General features: G+C 68.8%; 16 protein-coding genes and 2 tRNA genes. 8 read left to right on the forward strand and 10 right to left on the reverse strand.

All coding sequences use genetic code 11. The features are described from left to right. Position 1: 1 nt before the first annotated feature. The gene (locus tag J2Y58_RS16350) at positions 2-1249 is read right to left on the reverse strand and encodes a TetR/AcrR family transcriptional regulator (protein ID WP_310105334.1); all 1248 of its coding nucleotides are present in this window, start codon (positions 1247-1249) and stop codon (positions 2-4) included. A gap of 135 nt (positions 1250-1384) precedes the next feature. On the opposite strand from J2Y58_RS16350, the gene J2Y58_RS16355 reads away from it, so the two are divergent. The 3 genes from J2Y58_RS16355 to J2Y58_RS16365 are packed head-to-tail and all read left to right on the forward strand — an operon-like array spanning position 1385 to position 4430. Next, positions 1385-2620, forward strand: a complete 1236-nt coding sequence (locus tag J2Y58_RS16355; protein ID WP_310105337.1) for an acyl-CoA dehydrogenase family protein — start codon at positions 1385-1387, stop codon at positions 2618-2620. Continuing rightward, positions 2617-3636, forward strand: coding sequence for a phosphotransferase family protein (locus J2Y58_RS16360; RefSeq protein WP_310105340.1), 1020 nt, complete (start codon positions 2617-2619; stop codon positions 3634-3636). Before J2Y58_RS16355 ends, J2Y58_RS16360 begins: the two co-directional genes overlap by 4 nt. Further along, positions 3633-4430: an SDR family oxidoreductase gene (locus tag J2Y58_RS16365; protein WP_310105343.1), complete on the forward strand. Its 798-nt coding sequence runs from the start codon at positions 3633-3635 to the stop codon at positions 4428-4430. The genes J2Y58_RS16360 and J2Y58_RS16365 overlap by 4 nt, the downstream gene beginning before the upstream one ends. Positions 4431-4458: 28 nt before the next feature. On the opposite strand, the gene J2Y58_RS16370 is transcribed toward J2Y58_RS16365, so the two are convergent. Next, positions 4459-4617: a hypothetical protein gene (locus J2Y58_RS16370; protein WP_310105346.1), complete on the reverse strand. Its 159-nt coding sequence runs from the start codon at positions 4615-4617 to the stop codon at positions 4459-4461. Here J2Y58_RS16370 and J2Y58_RS16375 point away from each other — a divergent pair. Beyond that, a complete protein-coding gene (locus J2Y58_RS16375) occupies positions 4555-5559 on the forward strand; it encodes a catalase family protein (RefSeq protein ID WP_310105498.1) in 1005 nt (334 codons plus the stop codon). The genes J2Y58_RS16370 and J2Y58_RS16375 overlap by 63 nt on opposite strands. A 1-nt stretch (position 5560) precedes the next feature. On the opposite strand, the gene J2Y58_RS16380 is transcribed toward J2Y58_RS16375, so the two are convergent. The 4 genes from J2Y58_RS16380 to J2Y58_RS16395 all read right to left on the reverse strand — a co-directional run bounded on the left by J2Y58_RS16380 (position 5561) and on the right by J2Y58_RS16395 (position 10915). Next, positions 5561-6448 carry an acyl-CoA thioesterase II gene (locus J2Y58_RS16380; protein WP_310105349.1) on the reverse strand — a complete coding sequence of 296 codons (888 nt, stop codon included), beginning with the start codon at positions 6446-6448 and terminating at the stop codon, positions 5561-5563. Continuing rightward, positions 6445-7581, reverse strand: a complete 1137-nt coding sequence (locus J2Y58_RS16385) for an acyl-CoA dehydrogenase family protein (protein ID WP_310105352.1) — start codon at positions 7579-7581, stop codon at positions 6445-6447. The genes J2Y58_RS16380 and J2Y58_RS16385 overlap by 4 nt, the downstream gene beginning before the upstream one ends. A gap of 122 nt (positions 7582-7703) precedes the next feature. Beyond that, the gene (locus J2Y58_RS16390) at positions 7704-8882 is read right to left on the reverse strand and encodes an acyl-CoA dehydrogenase family protein (protein WP_310105355.1); all 1179 of its coding nucleotides are present in this window, start codon (positions 8880-8882) and stop codon (positions 7704-7706) included. Further along, complete coding sequence (locus J2Y58_RS16395) at positions 8879-10915, reverse strand: 3-hydroxyacyl-CoA dehydrogenase NAD-binding domain-containing protein (RefSeq protein ID WP_310105356.1); 2037 nt, start codon at positions 10913-10915, stop codon at positions 8879-8881. The genes J2Y58_RS16390 and J2Y58_RS16395 overlap by 4 nt, the downstream gene beginning before the upstream one ends. A 192-nt stretch (positions 10916-11107) precedes the next feature. Here J2Y58_RS16395 and J2Y58_RS16400 point away from each other — a divergent pair, with 192 nt between their 5' ends. The 4 genes from J2Y58_RS16400 (at position 11108) to J2Y58_RS16415 (ending at position 13375) form a co-directional block, all read left to right on the forward strand. Continuing rightward, positions 11108-11842, forward strand: a complete 735-nt coding sequence (locus tag J2Y58_RS16400) for a Crp/Fnr family transcriptional regulator (RefSeq protein WP_310105358.1) — start codon at positions 11108-11110, stop codon at positions 11840-11842. Positions 11843-11896: 54 nt separating this feature from the next. Beyond that, entirely contained in the window at positions 11897-13084 is a 1188-nt protein-coding gene (locus J2Y58_RS16405) for an AI-2E family transporter (protein ID WP_310105364.1), read from the forward strand. Positions 13085-13130: 46 nt separating this feature from the next. Next, positions 13131-13207: transfer RNA gene (locus tag J2Y58_RS16410), tRNA-Asp, on the forward strand. A gap of 91 nt (positions 13208-13298) precedes the next feature. Continuing rightward, a tRNA-Asp gene (locus J2Y58_RS16415) sits at positions 13299-13375 on the forward strand. Between the two features lie 20 nt (positions 13376-13395). On the opposite strand, the gene J2Y58_RS16420 is transcribed toward J2Y58_RS16415, so the two are convergent. From J2Y58_RS16420 to J2Y58_RS16435, 4 genes are all read right to left on the reverse strand, one after another. Continuing rightward, on the reverse strand, positions 13396-13602 hold the full coding sequence (locus tag J2Y58_RS16420; RefSeq protein WP_310105366.1) for a DUF2842 domain-containing protein: 207 nt from the start codon (positions 13600-13602) through the stop codon (positions 13396-13398). Further along, on the reverse strand, positions 13599-14141 hold the full coding sequence (locus tag J2Y58_RS16425) for a 5-formyltetrahydrofolate cyclo-ligase (RefSeq protein WP_310105367.1): 543 nt from the start codon (positions 14139-14141) through the stop codon (positions 13599-13601). Before J2Y58_RS16425 ends, J2Y58_RS16420 begins: the two co-directional genes overlap by 4 nt. Before the next feature lie 189 nt (positions 14142-14330). Then, positions 14331-14636, reverse strand: coding sequence for a cell division protein ZapA (locus tag J2Y58_RS16430; protein WP_310105370.1), 306 nt, complete (start codon positions 14634-14636; stop codon positions 14331-14333). A gap of 1 nt (position 14637) precedes the next feature. Continuing rightward, positions 14638-14826, reverse strand: coding sequence for a hypothetical protein (locus tag J2Y58_RS16435; protein WP_310105373.1), 189 nt, complete (start codon positions 14824-14826; stop codon positions 14638-14640). Positions 14827-14952 lie beyond the last annotated feature (126 nt).

The raw sequence follows: 14952 nt of genomic DNA on the forward strand, positions 1-14952 counted from the left end.
GTCAGGCGCCCAGCGCGCGATCGTCGAACATCCCGAACATCAGCGTCGAGGCGTAATGGCGGATCGCCCGGTCGCGATCCATGCTCCACGCCCATTTGCGCATGTCGAACGCTGCGTTCAGCATCCCCATCATCGCCTGCGCCGCGACCAGGCTGTCGACCGCGCGCACGGTGCCCTCCGCGATCCCGTCCATCATCGTGCCCGCAAAGCGCCGCGCGATCCGTGTCGAGCGGTCGATCATCTGCTGCCGCTCGCCCGCGGGCAGCCCGCTCAGCGCGGTGGTGCGCAACAGCGATTCGCGCTCGGAAAACTGCACCGCCACCAGCGTCGCGACGGTGTCGCACAGCCGCTGCCACTGCGTGCCCCCGCGCTCGTCCGCCAGCCGCTGCGCCGCCGCGATCGTGTCGAAGCTGCGGCGATAGCAGGCGACGACCAGATCGTCCTTGGCGTCGAGGTGGTGGTAGAAGCTGCCCTTGGTGACGTTCAGTTCCGACGCGATCCGCTGGACCGAAGCACCGCGATAACCGAGCTCGTTGATCAGCCGGGTCGCCGCCAGCAGGAACGCCTCGCGCCCGGGCACCGCATCGTCGTGCGGCAGCGCGACCGGCGCCGGCGCCCAGGTCGCGCCCTCCACCGCCAGTCCGTCGCGGAACAGCGCCATCAACCGCGCCGCCACGCGCCGGTACTGATCCGCCTCGTACCGCGGCAGCCACAACGGCAGCCAGAAGATGTTCTCCAGCAGCACGTGCGCGCGCGCGCCCGCCAGGTCGGTCGCCTCGCGCGACAGATTCCTGCCCCACAGCGCGCGCGTCCGCCGGAACACCTCGCGCCAGCGGTTCATCAGCGCGGCGCGCACCGGTTCGTCCATCGCGCGCAGGTCCGACAGGATCGCCATCGCGCGCTCCTCGCCGCGCTCGATGCGGATCAGCCGTTCGATGTTGAGTGCCACCATCCGCTCGACCCGCGCGACCGGCGTCGGCGCCTGCGAGGCGTCGTCGAGCATCGCCATCAGCCCGTCGAGCGTCTGCTCGAACGCGGCGGCGGCCAGATCCTCCTTGCGCTTGAAATAATAGGTCACGCTGGTGGTGTTCAGCCCGACGCGCCGCGCCACGTCGGCGAAGGTCATCCCCTTCGCGCTCTGCTCGTTGATCGCATCGGCGGCGGCGGCCAGGATCGCCTGGCGCTTCTCGCGGAAACGCCGCGTGCTGCCGCTGTCCTCGGCGGCGTTCGATATGGTCACATCCCCCATGACGTAGCGTTAGCATGCTCGCTTTCGAAGATGCAGTCCTTTTCTTCATAGAGCATGGATCGTGCGATCCGCGCCTTTACCGAAGATGCGGTATGGCCTAGATCAAGGGCGGGTCAACGGCGGAGAGGAAGCGCGGTGGATTTCACGTTGAGCGAGCGCGAGACGCTTTTCCGCGATCGGGTACGCGACTTCATCGCCCGCGAGATCGCCCCGCGCCATGCCGATTATCATCGACAGCAGCAGGAAGGCGAGCGCTGGAAGGTGTTGCCGGTGATCGAGGAGGTGAAGGCGCGCGCCAAAGCGGCGGGGCTGTGGAACTTCTTCATGCCCCCGCACTCCGGCCAGCGCCACGTCGACGACACGTTCGCGTTCGAGGGGACGCAGCTGTCCAACCTCGAATATGCGCTCTGCGCCGAGGAGATGGGCCGCATCGAATGGGCGAGCGAATGCTTCAACTGCTCGGCGCCCGACACCGGCAACATGGAGGTGCTGCACCGCTACGGCACGCTGGCGCAGAAGGAGGAATGGCTTCGCCCGCTCATGCACGGCGAAATCCGCTCGGTCTTCCTCATGACCGAGCCCGCGGTCGCCTCGTCCGATGCGACGAATATCGAGACGCGGATCGAGCGCGACGGCGATCACTATGTCATCAACGGCCGGAAATGGTGGTCGTCGGGGCTCGGTGATCCCCGCTGCAAGATCGGCATCCTGATGGGCAAGACCGACCCGGGCGCCGCCCGCCACCAGCAGCAGAGCATGGTGCTGGTTCCGCTCGACACGCCGGGGGTGCGGATCGAGCGCATGCTGTCGGTCTATGGCTATGATCATGCGCCGCATGGCCACGGCGAGGTCACGTTCACCGATGTGCGCGTGCCGGTCGAGAACATGCTGCTCGGCGAGGGCAGGGGGTTCGAGATCGCGCAGGGACGGCTCGGGCCGGGGCGCATCCACCATTGCATGCGCACGATCGGCGTGGCGGAGGTCGCGATCGAGGCGATGGCGCGCCGGCTGGTCGGCCGTGTCGCCTTCGGCAAGCGCATCGCCGATCACAGCGTGTGGGAGGAACGGGTCGCCCGCGCGCGGATCGACATCGAAATGACCCGGCTTCTCTGCCTCAAGGCCGCCGACATGATGGACAAGGCCGGCAACAAGGCCGCGCAGGCAGAGATCGCGATGATCAAGGTGCAGGCGCCCACCATGGCGTTGCGCATCCTCGACGATGCGGTGCAGGCGCATGGCGGCGCGGGCGTGTCGGACGACGTCGGGCTGGCGCACGCGTGGGCGTCGATGCGCACGCTGCGCTTCGCCGACGGTCCCGACGAGGTGCACGCGCGCGCGATCGCACGTCACGAATTCGGCAGATACGCATGAGCGATCTCGACACGGAATCCCTCGGCGCGTGGCTGGCGGCGCACGTGCCCGGGGCGGGCGCGATCACCGGGCAGCAGCGGTTCGAGGGTGGACAGTCCAACCCCACCCACCGGATCGATACCGGGCACGGCAGCTACGTGCTCCGTCGCAAGCCGGTCGGTGTGCTGCTGCCCTCCGCGCATCAGGTCGACCGCGAGTACCGCGTCATCGCCGCGCTCCACCCCACCGGCTTTCCGGTCCCGCGCCCGTATGGGCTGTGCATGGACGACGCGGTCATCGGCTCGGCCTTCTACGTCATGGAGATGGTCGAGGGGCGGACGATCTGGGACGGCACGATGCCCGATCTCGCGCCTGCGCAGCGCCGCGACCACTATCACGCGATGATCGACACGCTCGCCGACCTCCACAACACCGATCACGTCGCGATCGGGCTGGGGGATTACGGTCGCCCGGGCAATTACTTCGAGCGGCAGGTCGCGCGCTGGACGAAGCAGTACCGCGGTGCCGAGACCGAGACGATGCCGGCGATGGAGCGGCTGATCGACTTCCTGCCGCGCACCGTCCCTGCGCAGGAGCGGACCAGCATCGTCCATGGCGATTACCGCGTGGACAATCTCCGCTTCGCGCCGGGCACCGAACCGCGCGTCGCCGCGGTGCTCGACTGGGAACTCTCGACGCTCGGCGATCCGGTCGCCGACCTCACCTATTTCCTGATGAGCTGGGTGACCGAGCCCGAGGGGCGCTCCGGCGTGCTCGGCCGCACCGGCGCGACCAGCGGGATTCCCGAGCTGCCCGAGATGCTCGAGCGTTATTGCGCGCGCACGAACCGCAGCGCACCGATCGCGCTCGACTGGTATTTCGCGTTCAACCTCTTCCGCCTCGCCGGGATCGTGCAGGGCATCAAGAAGCGTATCGTCATCGGTACCGCCGCCAACCCGCGCGCGCACGAGACCGCCGCGCGGATGGGCGGGCTGGTCGATGCCGCCTGGCATTTCGCGCAGAGGGCCGGCGCATGAGGTTCGCGGGGAAATCGATCGTCGTCACCGGCGCCGGCTCCGGGATCGGCCGCGCCGCCGCCGCGCTGTTCGCCGCCGAGGGCGGGCAGGTGATCGTCGCCGACCTCACCGAACAGGCCGAGGCCACGGCGCGAGACATCGTTGCGGCCGGCGGCACCGCCGTCGCGATCCGCATGGATGCCGGGAACGAGGACGACGTCGCGCGCACCGTCGCGCTCGCGGTGGAGCGCTTTGGCGGCCTTGACGTGATGTTCGCCAATGCCGGCATTTCCGGGGGGCTGGCCAACATCTTCGACACCGATGTGGCGCTGTTCAGCGACGTGCTGCGCGTCAACCTGATCGGCCCGTGGCTCGCGGTGAAGCACGCCGCGCCCGCGATCGCCGCACGCGGCGGGGGTGCGATCGTGCTGACCGCCAGCGTCGCCGGGCTTCGCTCGGGCGCCGGGTCGCCTGCCTATTCGGCATCCAAGGCCGGCGTCGTCAATCTCGCGATGGTCGCCGCGCAGCAGCTCTCCGGCGCGAACGTCCGCGTCAACGCGCTCTGCCCCGGCCTCACCGAGACGGGCATGACGCAGCCGACCTTCGACTATGCGCGCGACGTCGGCAAGCTCGACCGCATCGGCCGCCTCAACCCCTTGCGCCGCGGCGCGCAGCCCGAAGAACTGGCGCGCGTCGCGCTGTTCCTCGCCAGCGACGACGCCAGCTACGTGAACGGCCAGGCGCTCGCCGCCGATGGCGGGTTGTCGTCCAGCCACCCGGTCACGCGCCAGGATTACGGCAAGACCGCGGTGTAGCGCGCGGAACACTGGCGGTTAACCTTGGTTATGCTCCCGATCCCGAAGGAGAGTCGCCCGATGTCCCCCCCCCGTCCGTTATTCGCCCGACATCGAACAGGTCCTGCCCGACGAGCGCGAGACGATCGCGCACCTGAACGAGCAATTCGACATCGTCCTCGACACCACCGCCGAGGATTACGGCCATGCGGTGCGCGCCGTCCATGCCAAGGCGCATGCGATCCTCGAAGGGACGCTGACCATCGATGCCGATCTGCCGCCCGAACTGGCGCAGGGTCTGTTCGCGACGCCGGGCGAACACAAGGTGATGATGCGCCTCTCCACCAACCCCGGCGACATCCTCGACAACGCCATCTCGCTCCCGCGCGGGCTCGCGATCAAGGTGTTCGACGTTGACGGCGAGCGGCTGCCCGGTGCCGCGGGCCGGACGCAGGACTTCATCATGGTCAACGCCACCGCGTTCCAGGCGAAAACCGCCGAGAAGTTTCTCGGCAATCTCAAGCTGCTCGCGCGCACCACGGACAAGGCGGAAGGCGCGAAGAAGGCGTTGTCCGCGGTGCTGCGCGGCGTCAGCAGCGCGCTGGGCGCGGTCGGCATCGAGAGCGCGACCGTGAACACGCTCGGCGGCGCGCCCAACGTCGATCCGATTGGCGAGACCTATTACAGCGCCACGCCGTTCCGCTACGGCGACCATATCGCCAAGTTCAGCGTCGCGCCGCTCGCCCCCGGACTGAAGGAGCGTACCGGCGCGATCATCGCCACCGCAGGGGATCGCGACGCGATCCGCCACACCGTGCGGGACGAACTGCGCAGCATCGCGGGCGAATGGGAGTTCCGCGTCCAGCTCGCCCGCGACCTTTCGCGCCAGCCGGTCGAGGACGCGACGGTGGAATGGGACGAGGCGGAGGCGCCGTTCGTCCGTGTCGCCACGATCCGCGCCGCCGCACAGGACAGCTGGGACGATGCGCGCGTCGCGCAGGTCAACGACCATATGCGCTTCAGCGTCTGGACCGGCCTTGCCGCGCATCGCCCGCTCGGCAACATCAACCGCGCGCGCCGCGACACCTACCGCCACTCCGCCGACTACCGGGAGCGCGTGAACCGCTGCCCGATCCACGAGCCGGCCTGAGTCAGCGTGGCGCGCGCATCCGCGCCAGCCCCTCCTGCGCCACGCTGGCCACCAGGCGCCCGTCCGCGGTGAAGATTCGCCCGCGGTTCATGCCGCGTCCGTGCCCGGCCCACGGACTGTCCATCGCGTAGAGCAGCCAGTCGTCGGTCCGCGCCGGCTCGTGCAGCCATAACGCGTGGTCGAGGCTGGCGGTCTGCATCCCCGGCGTGATCCACGTCACGCCGTGCGGCAACATGCACGTGCCCAGCAGCAGCATGTCGCTGGCGTAGGCGAGCACCGCGCGGTGCATCGCCGGATCGTCGCCGACCGGCGCCGCCGCGCGGAACCAGTAATGATGCACCGGCGCAGCGGGCACCGGCTCGGTCCAGTGCCGCGGCGTCACCGGGCGGTATTCGATCGCGCGCGGGCGCAGCAGCTGGTCGCGCAGGCCCGGCGGGATCCTGTCGGCCACCGCGGCACGCAGCGCGAGTTCGTCCTGCAACGCGTCCGGCGGCGGCACGTCCGGCATCGCATCCTGATGCGCGAAGCCGTCCTCGGGCAGCTGGAACGACGCCGCCATGTTCAGGATCGGCGTGCCGCGCTGCATCGCGATCACGCGCCGGGTGGCGAAGCTGCGCCCCTCGAAATCGCGCACCACGCGGTAGATGATCGGATGCTCCTCCGCGCCCGCGCGCATGAAATAGGCGTGGAGCGAGTGCGCGACCTTGGGCGTCTCGCCCGCCGATCGCTGCGCGGCCTGCAATGCCTGCGCGATCACCTGCCCGCCGAAGACGCGTCCCACGCCGCCGGTCGAGCGCCGCCCGCGATACAGATCGGTGTCGATCTCCTCGACATCGAGCAGATCGACCAGATCGGCGACGAGTGCGGCGGGGGAAGGTGCGTCGCTCAATAGCCGCGCCCGCGCGCCACGCGGTCGGCGTGGAAGTTCGCGTCACCGAACATTTCGGCGAGCACCCGCGCGCGCTTCATGAAGAAGCCGATGTCATATTCGTCGGTCATGCCGATTCCGCCGTGCATCTGCACGCCTTCCTGCACCGACAGCGTCGTGGCAAGCCCCGTCATCGCCTTGGCGACCGATACCGCACGATCCCGGTCGCCGCCGGCATCCGCGCCGCCGTCCAGCAATTGCTGCGCCTTCAGCACCGCGGCGCGCGCCACCTCCAGCTCGGCATAGAGATGCGCGGCGCGGTGCTGCAGCGCCTGGAAGCTGCCGATCACCGCGCCGAACTGCTTGCGCTGCTTCAGATAGCCGACCGTCATGTCCATCGCGCCGCCGCCGACGCCCAGCAGCTCGGCCGAAGCGCCCGTCCGCCCCGCGCGCAGCAACCGGTCGAGCGGCGCCCGCCCCGCGTCGACCTCGCCGATCACCGCATCGGCATCGACCTGGACGCCGTCGAACGTCATTCGCGCCGCAAGGCTGCTGTCGGCCAGCCGCTCCGGCGTCGCGGTCACCCCCGCGGCATCGGCCGGCACCGCGAACAACGTCACGCCCTCGGCATCATCGGCCGCGCCGGCAGTACGCGCCGCGACGATCAGCAGGTCCGCGACATGACCGTGGGTCACGAACTGCTTGGCGCCGGTCAGCTTGAAGCCGTTGCCGGCGCGCTCGGCGCGCATCGCCACCGCGTCGCGATGCTTCGGTCCTTCGTCGATCGCCAGCGCCGCCACCGTCTCGCCCGCCAAGATGCCGGGGAACCAGCGCCCGGCCTGCGCCGTGCCGTCCAGCGCCGCGACCGCCGCCACCGCCGTGGTCAGGAACGGGGAGGGCGACAGGTTGCGCCCGATCTCCTCCAGCACGACGCCCGCCTCGACATGGCCCAGTCCCAGCCCGCCGGCCTCCTCGCCGATCAGGATGCCGGTGAACCCCATTTCCGCGAACTGCTTCCACAGCGCGCGATCGAAGCCCGTCGCATCGTCGCTGTCGCGCAGCCGCCGCAGATGCGCGACCGGCGCATTCTCGCTCACGAAATCGCGCGCGGTGTCGCGCAGCATCGTCTGTTCGTCGTTCAGGAAAAGCGGCATTTCGATCAAGCCCCGTCTGGATCGGCAATCGTCACCCCAGCGAAAGCTGGGGTCTTTCTCCACACGCCGCTCGCTTGCGGCCCGAGACCCCGGCTTTCGCCGGGGTGACGATCAAGCGACGATCACCCCGGCAATTCCAGGATCCGCTTCGCCACGATGTTCAGCTGGATCTCGCTCGTCCCACCCTCGATCGAATTGGCCTTCGTGCGCAGCCACGCGCGCGCCGCACGCCCGGTACCCGACCGTACGCTCTCCCATTCGATCGCGTCCGATCCGCCTGCCGCCATCGCCAGCTCGTGGCGCGCCTTGTTCAGCTCGGTGCCGTAATATTTCATCATGCTCGGCTGCGCAGGGTGCGCGCGCCCCGCCTTCAGCTCGTCGATGAACCGCTCGCTCTGCGCCGCAAACGCCTGCGCGCGCACCTCATAGAGCGCGATCTGCGCACGCAGCAGCGGGTCGGCCAGCCGCCCCTCGGCATCCACGCCGACCGTCGCCAACGCCCCCTCGATCAGCGCGTCGCCGCCCCCCGACAATCCCATGCCGGAAATCATCTCGCGCTCGTGCCCTAGCAGATATTTGGCGACGTCCCAGCCCTTGTTCAGCTCGCCGACGAGGTTCGTCTTCGGCACCTTCACATTGTCGAAGAACGTCTCGCAGAACGGCGAATAGCCGCTGATGAGCAGGATCGGCCTGGTCGAGACGCCGGGTGAGGCCATGTCGAACAGCACGAAGCTGATCCCGCCCTGCTTCGTCGTCCTGTCGGTGCGCACCAGGCAGAAGATCCAGTCCGCCTGGTCGGCATAGCTGGTCCACACCTTTTGACCGTTGACGACGAAATGGTCGCCGGCATCCTCCGCGCTGGTCGCCAGCGCCGCCAGGTCCGATCCCGCGTTCGGCTCCGAATAGCCCTGGCACCAGCGGATCTCGCCGCGTGCGATCTTGGTCAAATGCTCCAGCTTCTGCGCCTCGGTGCCGTATTTCAGCAGCGCCGGGCCGAGCATCGAAATGCCGAAGCTGTTGAGCGGATTGCGCGCGCCGATCCGCGCCATCTCCTCGCGCAGCACCTTCGTCTCGGCCGGGGACAGCCCGCCGCCGCCATATTCCGTCGGCCAGTCGGGCACGGTCCAGCCGCGCGTCGCCATCCGGTCGAGCCAGGTCTTCTGCGGCGCGGTCAGCCGAGACTGGTCGCGCCCGCCCCAAACCACGTCCTTGTCGCTGACGACCGGCTGCCGCATCTCCGCCGGACAATTCTCCTCCAGCCACGCCCGCGTCTCGGCGCGGAACGTCTCGATATCGCTCACTTGAACGCCTCCCCGGTCTTCAGCCCCTTGGCGACCGGAAAGCCGTAGCGCTCCAGCCCGGCGACCACCTTGTCGACGCCCTCGCTCTGCGCCCAGAACATCGGCCCGCCGCGATAGACCGGCCAGCCGTAGCCATAGACCCAGACGACATCGATATCGCTCGCCCGCTGCGCCATTCCTTCCTCCAGGATCAGCGCGCCTTCGTTGACCATCGTGTAGAGCGTGCGCGCGACGATCTCCTCGTCGCCGATCGGGCGCGGCGTCGTGCCTTCCTTCGCGCGGAACGCGTCGATGATCTCGGCGACCCGCGGCGAGGGGGTGGGATTCCGCTTCTCGTCGTAATCGTAGAAGCCAGCGCCCTTCTTCTGTCCCCAGCGGCCCTCCGCGGCCAGTGCGTCGCGGATGTTCTCGATCCGCGCCGGGTCGCGGTGCCAGCCGATATCGACCCCGGCCAGGTCGGCCATCTGGAACGGCCCCATCGGCATCCCGAACGCGACATGCACGCGGTCGATCTGCTCGGGCGTCGCGCCCTCCATCAACAGCTTGTTGGCCTCGACCTGCCGCGGCATCAGCATCCGGTTGCCGATGAACCCGTCGCACACTCCCGCGACCACCGCGACCTTGCGGATCTTCTTGGCGAGCGCCATCACCGTCGCCAGCACGTCGGGCGCGGTCTGCGCACCGCGCACGACCTCCAGCAATTTCATGACATTGGCCGGCGAGAAGAAGTGCATGCCCAGCACGTCGCCCGGCCGCTTCGTCACCGCGGCGATCTCGTCGATATTCAGGTAGCTGGTGTTGCTCGCCAGGATCGCCCCCGGCTTGGCTATCGCGTCCAGCCTGGTGAAGATGTCCTTCTTCACCCCCATGTCCTCGTACACGGCCTCGATGATCAGGTCGCAATCGGCCAGGTCGTCGAGCGACAGGGTGGGGGTCAGCAGCGCCATCGCCTTGTCCGGCGCGCCCGCGGGCAGTCGGCCCTTCGCCGCGCTCGCCTCGTAATTGCGGCGCATGATGCCGGTGCCGCGGTCGAGCGCCTCCTGCTGCATCTCGACGATCGTGACCGGCACGCCCGCCGACAGGAAGTTCATCGCGATCCCGCCGCCCATCGTGCCCGCGCCGATCACGCCGACGCGGTTGACGGCACGCAGCGGGGTCGCCGGATCGACGCCGTCGATCTTCGCGGCCTGCCGCTCGGCGAAGAAGATGTGCCGTTGCGCCGCCGATTGCGTGCCGTTCATCAACGTCATGAACTGCTCGCGCTCGAACGCGATGCCGTCCTCGAACGGCTTCTCGCCCGCCGCCGCGACGCAGGCGATGCACGCCTCGGGCGCGTCGAACCCGCGCAGCTTGCGGCCGTGCGTCTTGCGGAATGCCTCGACCGCCTCCGGATCGGGCGCGACGTCGCGGTCGCGGACGCGCGGGATCGGGCGCTTGCCCGCCACTTCGCGCGCAAAGGCGATCGCGTCGGCCTCCAGCGACTCCTCGCCGACGATCCTGTCGATCAGCCCGGCGTCCGCGGCCGCCTTCGCCGGGATCGGGTTGCCGAGCACGATCATGTCGAGCGCATTCTTGATGCCGACCACGCGCGGCAGCCGCTGCGTGCCCCCCGCGCCCGGCAGCAGCCCCAGCTTCACCTCGGGCGTGCCGAGCGTCGCCGACGGTACCGCGACCCGGTAATGGCACCCCAGCGCCACCTCGCACCCGCCGCCCAGCGCGGTGCCGTGGATCGCCGCGACGACCGGCGTCGGGCTCGCCTCGATCATGTCAACCAGCGTGGGGAGGGGGACGCCTTGCAGCGGCTTGCCGAACTCGCTGATGTCCGCGCCGGCGAAGAATGTGCGGCCCTCGCATCGCACCACGATCGCCGCAATGCTCGAATCCGCCACTGCTTGCTGCACCGAGGCCGCTATTCCGTCGCGCACTGCGGCACCCAGCGCGTTTACCGGCGGCGAATCGCTGATGATAACCAGCACGTCGCCGTGCCGTTCGGTACGGATCGGCCCGCTTTGCTCGTTGCTTTGCGACGTCATCGGGTCACTCTCCTTCGTATCGACGCCGGCGTTCGGCATACCGATGTTTCGAACCATCGCCTTCCTATCGCGCCCGGAGAGGGCAAGGCAATGCCCGACGTGCGAACCGTGTCGACGATGCGGGCGCCTCCCTTGTCGCGCGGCCGCGCGTCTGCCTAAGCATCGCGCATGGGAACGGGAGACGCTCAGCCGATGCGGGTGACAAGGGACTTTCTGCGCGGTCGCGGCCGTAACGTCTTGACCGAAGACGACAAAGACGTGCTGGAGCGCGCCGTCGAACGAGTCGAGCACCTGCCCGCGCGTACCATCGTCACGCGTCGCGGTACGCCGGTTTCGCACAGTACGCTGCTGCTGGACGGGGTGATGTGCCGCTACATGGACGCGCGCGACGGCTTCCGGCAACTCGTGGCGCTGCAATTGACGGGGGATTTCGTCGACCTGCACGGCTACCCGCTGCGCCGCCTCGATCACGACGTCGGCACCCTCACCGAGGCGCGCGTCGCGGTCATACCGCATGCTCGACTCGACGACATCCTGGCCGAACATCCGCACCTGACCCGCCTGCTCTGGCGCTCGACGTTGCTGGATGCCGCGCTCCACCGCGAATGGATCTTCCGCATCGGCCGCCTCGACGCCGCCGGCCGCCTCGCCCATTTCTTGCTCGAAACCTATCACCGGCTGCGCGCCGTCGGGGTGGCGGACGGCGGAACGTTCGAATTTGCCTTGACCCAGCAGGACTTGGGTGAGGGGCTCGGCCTGACCAGCGTTCACGTCAACCGCATGCTGCGGCGGCTGCGCGAGGGGGGTTTGGCGGAGTTCGCGCGCGGCACCGTGCGGATCCTCGACCACGATCGCCTCGCCAGGCTCGGCGAATTCGATCCCGATTACCTCTACCTTGAGGAAGGAGCGTGGCACGCAAAGGATTGACCTTCCGCGCGAAGGCGCTTGGCCGGGGCGGGCAAATGTCCCAAGGTGGCGGATATGTCCGAACAACGCGCCGCCGACCCGCTCCTTCCGGCACCTATCGGGGCGGGAATCGACCCGCCGATGCGCCGCGACCGCCTGCTCGCCGGATTGACGCTGACGGCCGGCGTCGGGTTGATGCTGGGGTTGCCGTTCGCACTCCAGGCGGGTGCGGAATTCTTCATGCCGACCGCGATCGCGCTGGTCGTGTCACTGGCGCTGATCCCGCTCCTGGAATGGCTTGAGCGGCGGAGGATCCCATCGCCGATCGCCGCGCTGTTCTGCGTCATCCTGTTCCTGATCGTCGCCAATGTGGCGCTGGCGGCGATCGTCGTGCCGGCGACCGAATTCTTCCGGCTGCTGCCGAGCCGCATCCATCGCATCCAGGCGAACCTCGCCCCGATTCTCGACCTGTATTCCAGCCTGGAGCGCTACGCCAACCGCACACTGCGCCAGATCGCGACGACTCCGGTGAAGGCGTCGCCGACGACGGCGGTCGCGCCGCCCAGCTCGATCGTGGAACTGGCCGCCACGTCGGCACCGGCGGCGATCGTCCAGACCTTCTACGCGATCCTCGTCGCCTTCTTCTTCCTCTCGGGCTGGACGCGGATGCGCGAGCGGATGATCACCGGACGCGCGAGCTTTGGCGGTGCGATGACCACCGCACGCGTCCTGCAGGAAATGGTCGATGCAGTGTCGTCGTACCTGGGCACGATCACCGCGATCAACATCGCGCTCGGCGCGATCGTCGCCGGTGCCCTCCACTTGCTCGGCATGCCGTTTCCGCTGATGTGGGGCGGGATCGTGACGCTGCTGAACTACGTGCCCTATTTCGGGCCGGTGGTCGCGGCGCTGCTGCTGGCGATCGGCGGGCTGATGACCTTTGCCGACGTGTGGACGGCGCTGTCGGCGCCGGCGATCATGTACGGTGCTCACCTGATCGAGGCGAACGTGGTCACGCCGCTGATCGTGGGGCATCGCCTGACCATCAACCCGGTCATGATCCTCATTTCGATCAGTTTCTGGGGCTGGGTGTGGGGCACTGTCGGTGCGCTGCTGGCAGTGCCGATCCTCATCATCGTCCAAACGATCCTGTCGGCGGCCGGGCGCCCCGACATCGCCGGGTTCCTGTTCGAGGACGGCACGCTGATGCGCGGCCAGGAGGAGCCGCTCGCGGCGATCGAAAAAGTATCGGATAGTCGTTGACAGGTTCCGGGACGCCGCCTAGTTGGCGCGCCTCACGCTTCTACAAGCGGGTGTAGCTCAGTTGGTTAGAGCGCCGGCCTGTCACGCCGGAGGTCGCGGGTTCGAGCCCCGTCACTCGCGCCATCCCTCGGGATGGTGTCAGCAGCAGTGTTTCCGGCAGGGTCTGCGCGGTCGTGGGTGTGACACCCCGCCGTGTCGGGCGTGTCGATGGAATGCGGGTGTAGCTCAGTTGGTTAGAGCGCCGGCCTGTCACGCCGGAGGTCGCGGGTTCGAGCCCCGTCACTCGCGCCACCGTCAGGGTGGCGATCACATCAGCGCCAGCGCCCGGTTTCCATCCAGCGCAGCAGCGGCTTGAGCGGTGCGATCCATATGATGCCGGTCACGACGTAGAAGCCGAGCTGCACCGCGCCATGCCATCGCCCGACCGTCCCGGATAGCGAGGCGATGGCGATGCACCACACCAGGATCAGCAGCAGGATGGCAAGCATCCCCGCGGGTTTGCGCCATGAGGGGGTCATACGGAGATCCATTGCTGTTCGGTGACGATGGCGTGCAGCGGCACGTCCCACAGGTCGGCCGGCAAAGCCTCGACCTGCTGGACGCTCCACGCCACGCCGATGCGCAAGGCATCGGGATAGGCGGCGAAGGCGCGGTCATAATGCCCCGCGCCTTGCCCGAGGCGGTTCAAGTCGCGGTCGAACGCGACCAGTGGGGTCAGGACCAGGTCGGGAGCGCGTTCTTCGGCCTCGCGACGCGGTTGGCGGAGTCCGAAGGGGCCGGGCGACAGCGGTTCGTCGCTCATCCAGCGCAGAAAACGCAGCGGCGTCGCCCGGTCGACGACATGCGGAAGGGCCAGGGTGCAACCCGCTGCGATTGCTGCGTGCTCCAGCGGTGCGGGATCGGCCTCGCTGCCGATCGGTACGTAGCTGGCGATCGTCAACCCCGCCGACAGCATCGCCAGGAAGCCCGGGTCGACCCGGATCGGCGGATGCGCTGTGCGGACGAAGGCGTCACGGGCGGCGCGGGCGGCGGCGCGCATCTGCTGCTTGTCGGTCATCGCTGTCGCACGAGGGGGCGGGTGGCGGGACCGCCGTGGCCGTTTTCCGGAGTATCCACTGACGCCCAGTACGTCAGGTGGGGATCATGTGCGTCGGACCAGGATCCGGGCAGGGACAACCCCCATGGATGATGAATAGCCTCAGGGATAGTTCTAGGCTCGTACCGGGCAGAACCCGCCGACACCGATCTAGGCGCTCGGCAGCGTTTGCTCAAGGGCCGACGCGATCGCTTCCAGCCGTTCGGACAGTCGATCGAGCGCCACGCCCTCCGGCGTCTCGGGCGGGGGCGCATTGCGAGCGTCGATCAGGGCGTCGGCGACCATCAGCGCGGCCAGCAGCATCGCGCGGTTCGTGCCCCCGGCGCCCGCTGCACGCCGCGCGATCTCCCAGCGCTCGTCGATCAGCGCGGCGGCCTGCTCCAGCCGCGCCTCGCCACCGTCGCGGCATGCCAGGTCGTAGCTCGTGTCGCCGATCCGCAGGCTGACCAAAGCCATCTCAGCGCTCTCCCTTGTCGTCTGGCGTGTTGGCGATGATCGCATCGAGCGCCGCGACCGCCTGTGCCATGGTCGCCTTCAACGTGGCGTGTCGGCGTTCCAGCTGCGCATCGGCGGCGCGGCGCGCGGCGATCGCCGCTTCCACGCGGGTGATGGCGGCGTCGAGCCGGGCGATCGCGGGATTGTCCATGGCGCGCAGCGATAGGATCGCACACGCGGCGCGACAAGTAGCTTGCGCGCCGGACGGCCGTTGCAGTGCGGCAGTTGACGGGTGGCCGTCCACCTGCGCAATAGCCGCCGCATCGGAGCGAAACTG

The organism is Sphingomonas sp. BE138 (assembly GCF_031456125.1).
Taxonomy (GTDB): Bacteria; Pseudomonadota; Alphaproteobacteria; order Sphingomonadales; family Sphingomonadaceae; genus Sphingomonas.

Coding starts and splice junctions, on each gene's coding strand:
- J2Y58_RS16360 (WP_310105340.1), top strand. CDS start 2,617: ATGAGCGATCTCGACACGGAATCCCTCGGCGCGTGGCTGGCGGCGCAC.
- J2Y58_RS16365 (WP_310105343.1), top strand. CDS start 3,633: ATGAGGTTCGCGGGGAAATCGATCGTCGTCACCGGCGCCGGCTCCGGG.
- J2Y58_RS16370 (WP_310105346.1), bottom strand. CDS start 4,617: ATGGCCGTAATCCTCGGCGGTGGTGTCGAGGACGATGTCGAATTGCTC.
- J2Y58_RS16430 (WP_310105370.1), bottom strand. CDS start 14,636: ATGGCTTTGGTCAGCCTGCGGATCGGCGACACGAGCTACGACCTGGCA.
- J2Y58_RS16350 (WP_310105334.1), bottom strand. CDS start 1,249: ATGGGGGATGTGACCATATCGAACGCCGCCGAGGACAGCGGCAGCACG.
- J2Y58_RS16420 (WP_310105366.1), bottom strand. CDS start 13,602: ATGACCCCCTCATGGCGCAAACCCGCGGGGATGCTTGCCATCCTGCTG.
- J2Y58_RS16395 (WP_310105356.1), bottom strand. CDS start 10,915: ATGACGTCGCAAAGCAACGAGCAAAGCGGGCCGATCCGTACCGAACGG.
- J2Y58_RS16400 (WP_310105358.1), top strand. CDS start 11,108: ATGCGGGTGACAAGGGACTTTCTGCGCGGTCGCGGCCGTAACGTCTTG.
- J2Y58_RS16385 (WP_310105352.1), bottom strand. CDS start 7,581: ATGCCGCTTTTCCTGAACGACGAACAGACGATGCTGCGCGACACCGCG.
- J2Y58_RS16435 (WP_310105373.1), bottom strand. CDS start 14,826: ATGGACAATCCCGCGATCGCCCGGCTCGACGCCGCCATCACCCGCGTG.
- J2Y58_RS16405 (WP_310105364.1), top strand. CDS start 11,897: ATGTCCGAACAACGCGCCGCCGACCCGCTCCTTCCGGCACCTATCGGG.
- J2Y58_RS16425 (WP_310105367.1), bottom strand. CDS start 14,141: ATGACCGACAAGCAGCAGATGCGCGCCGCCGCCCGCGCCGCCCGTGAC.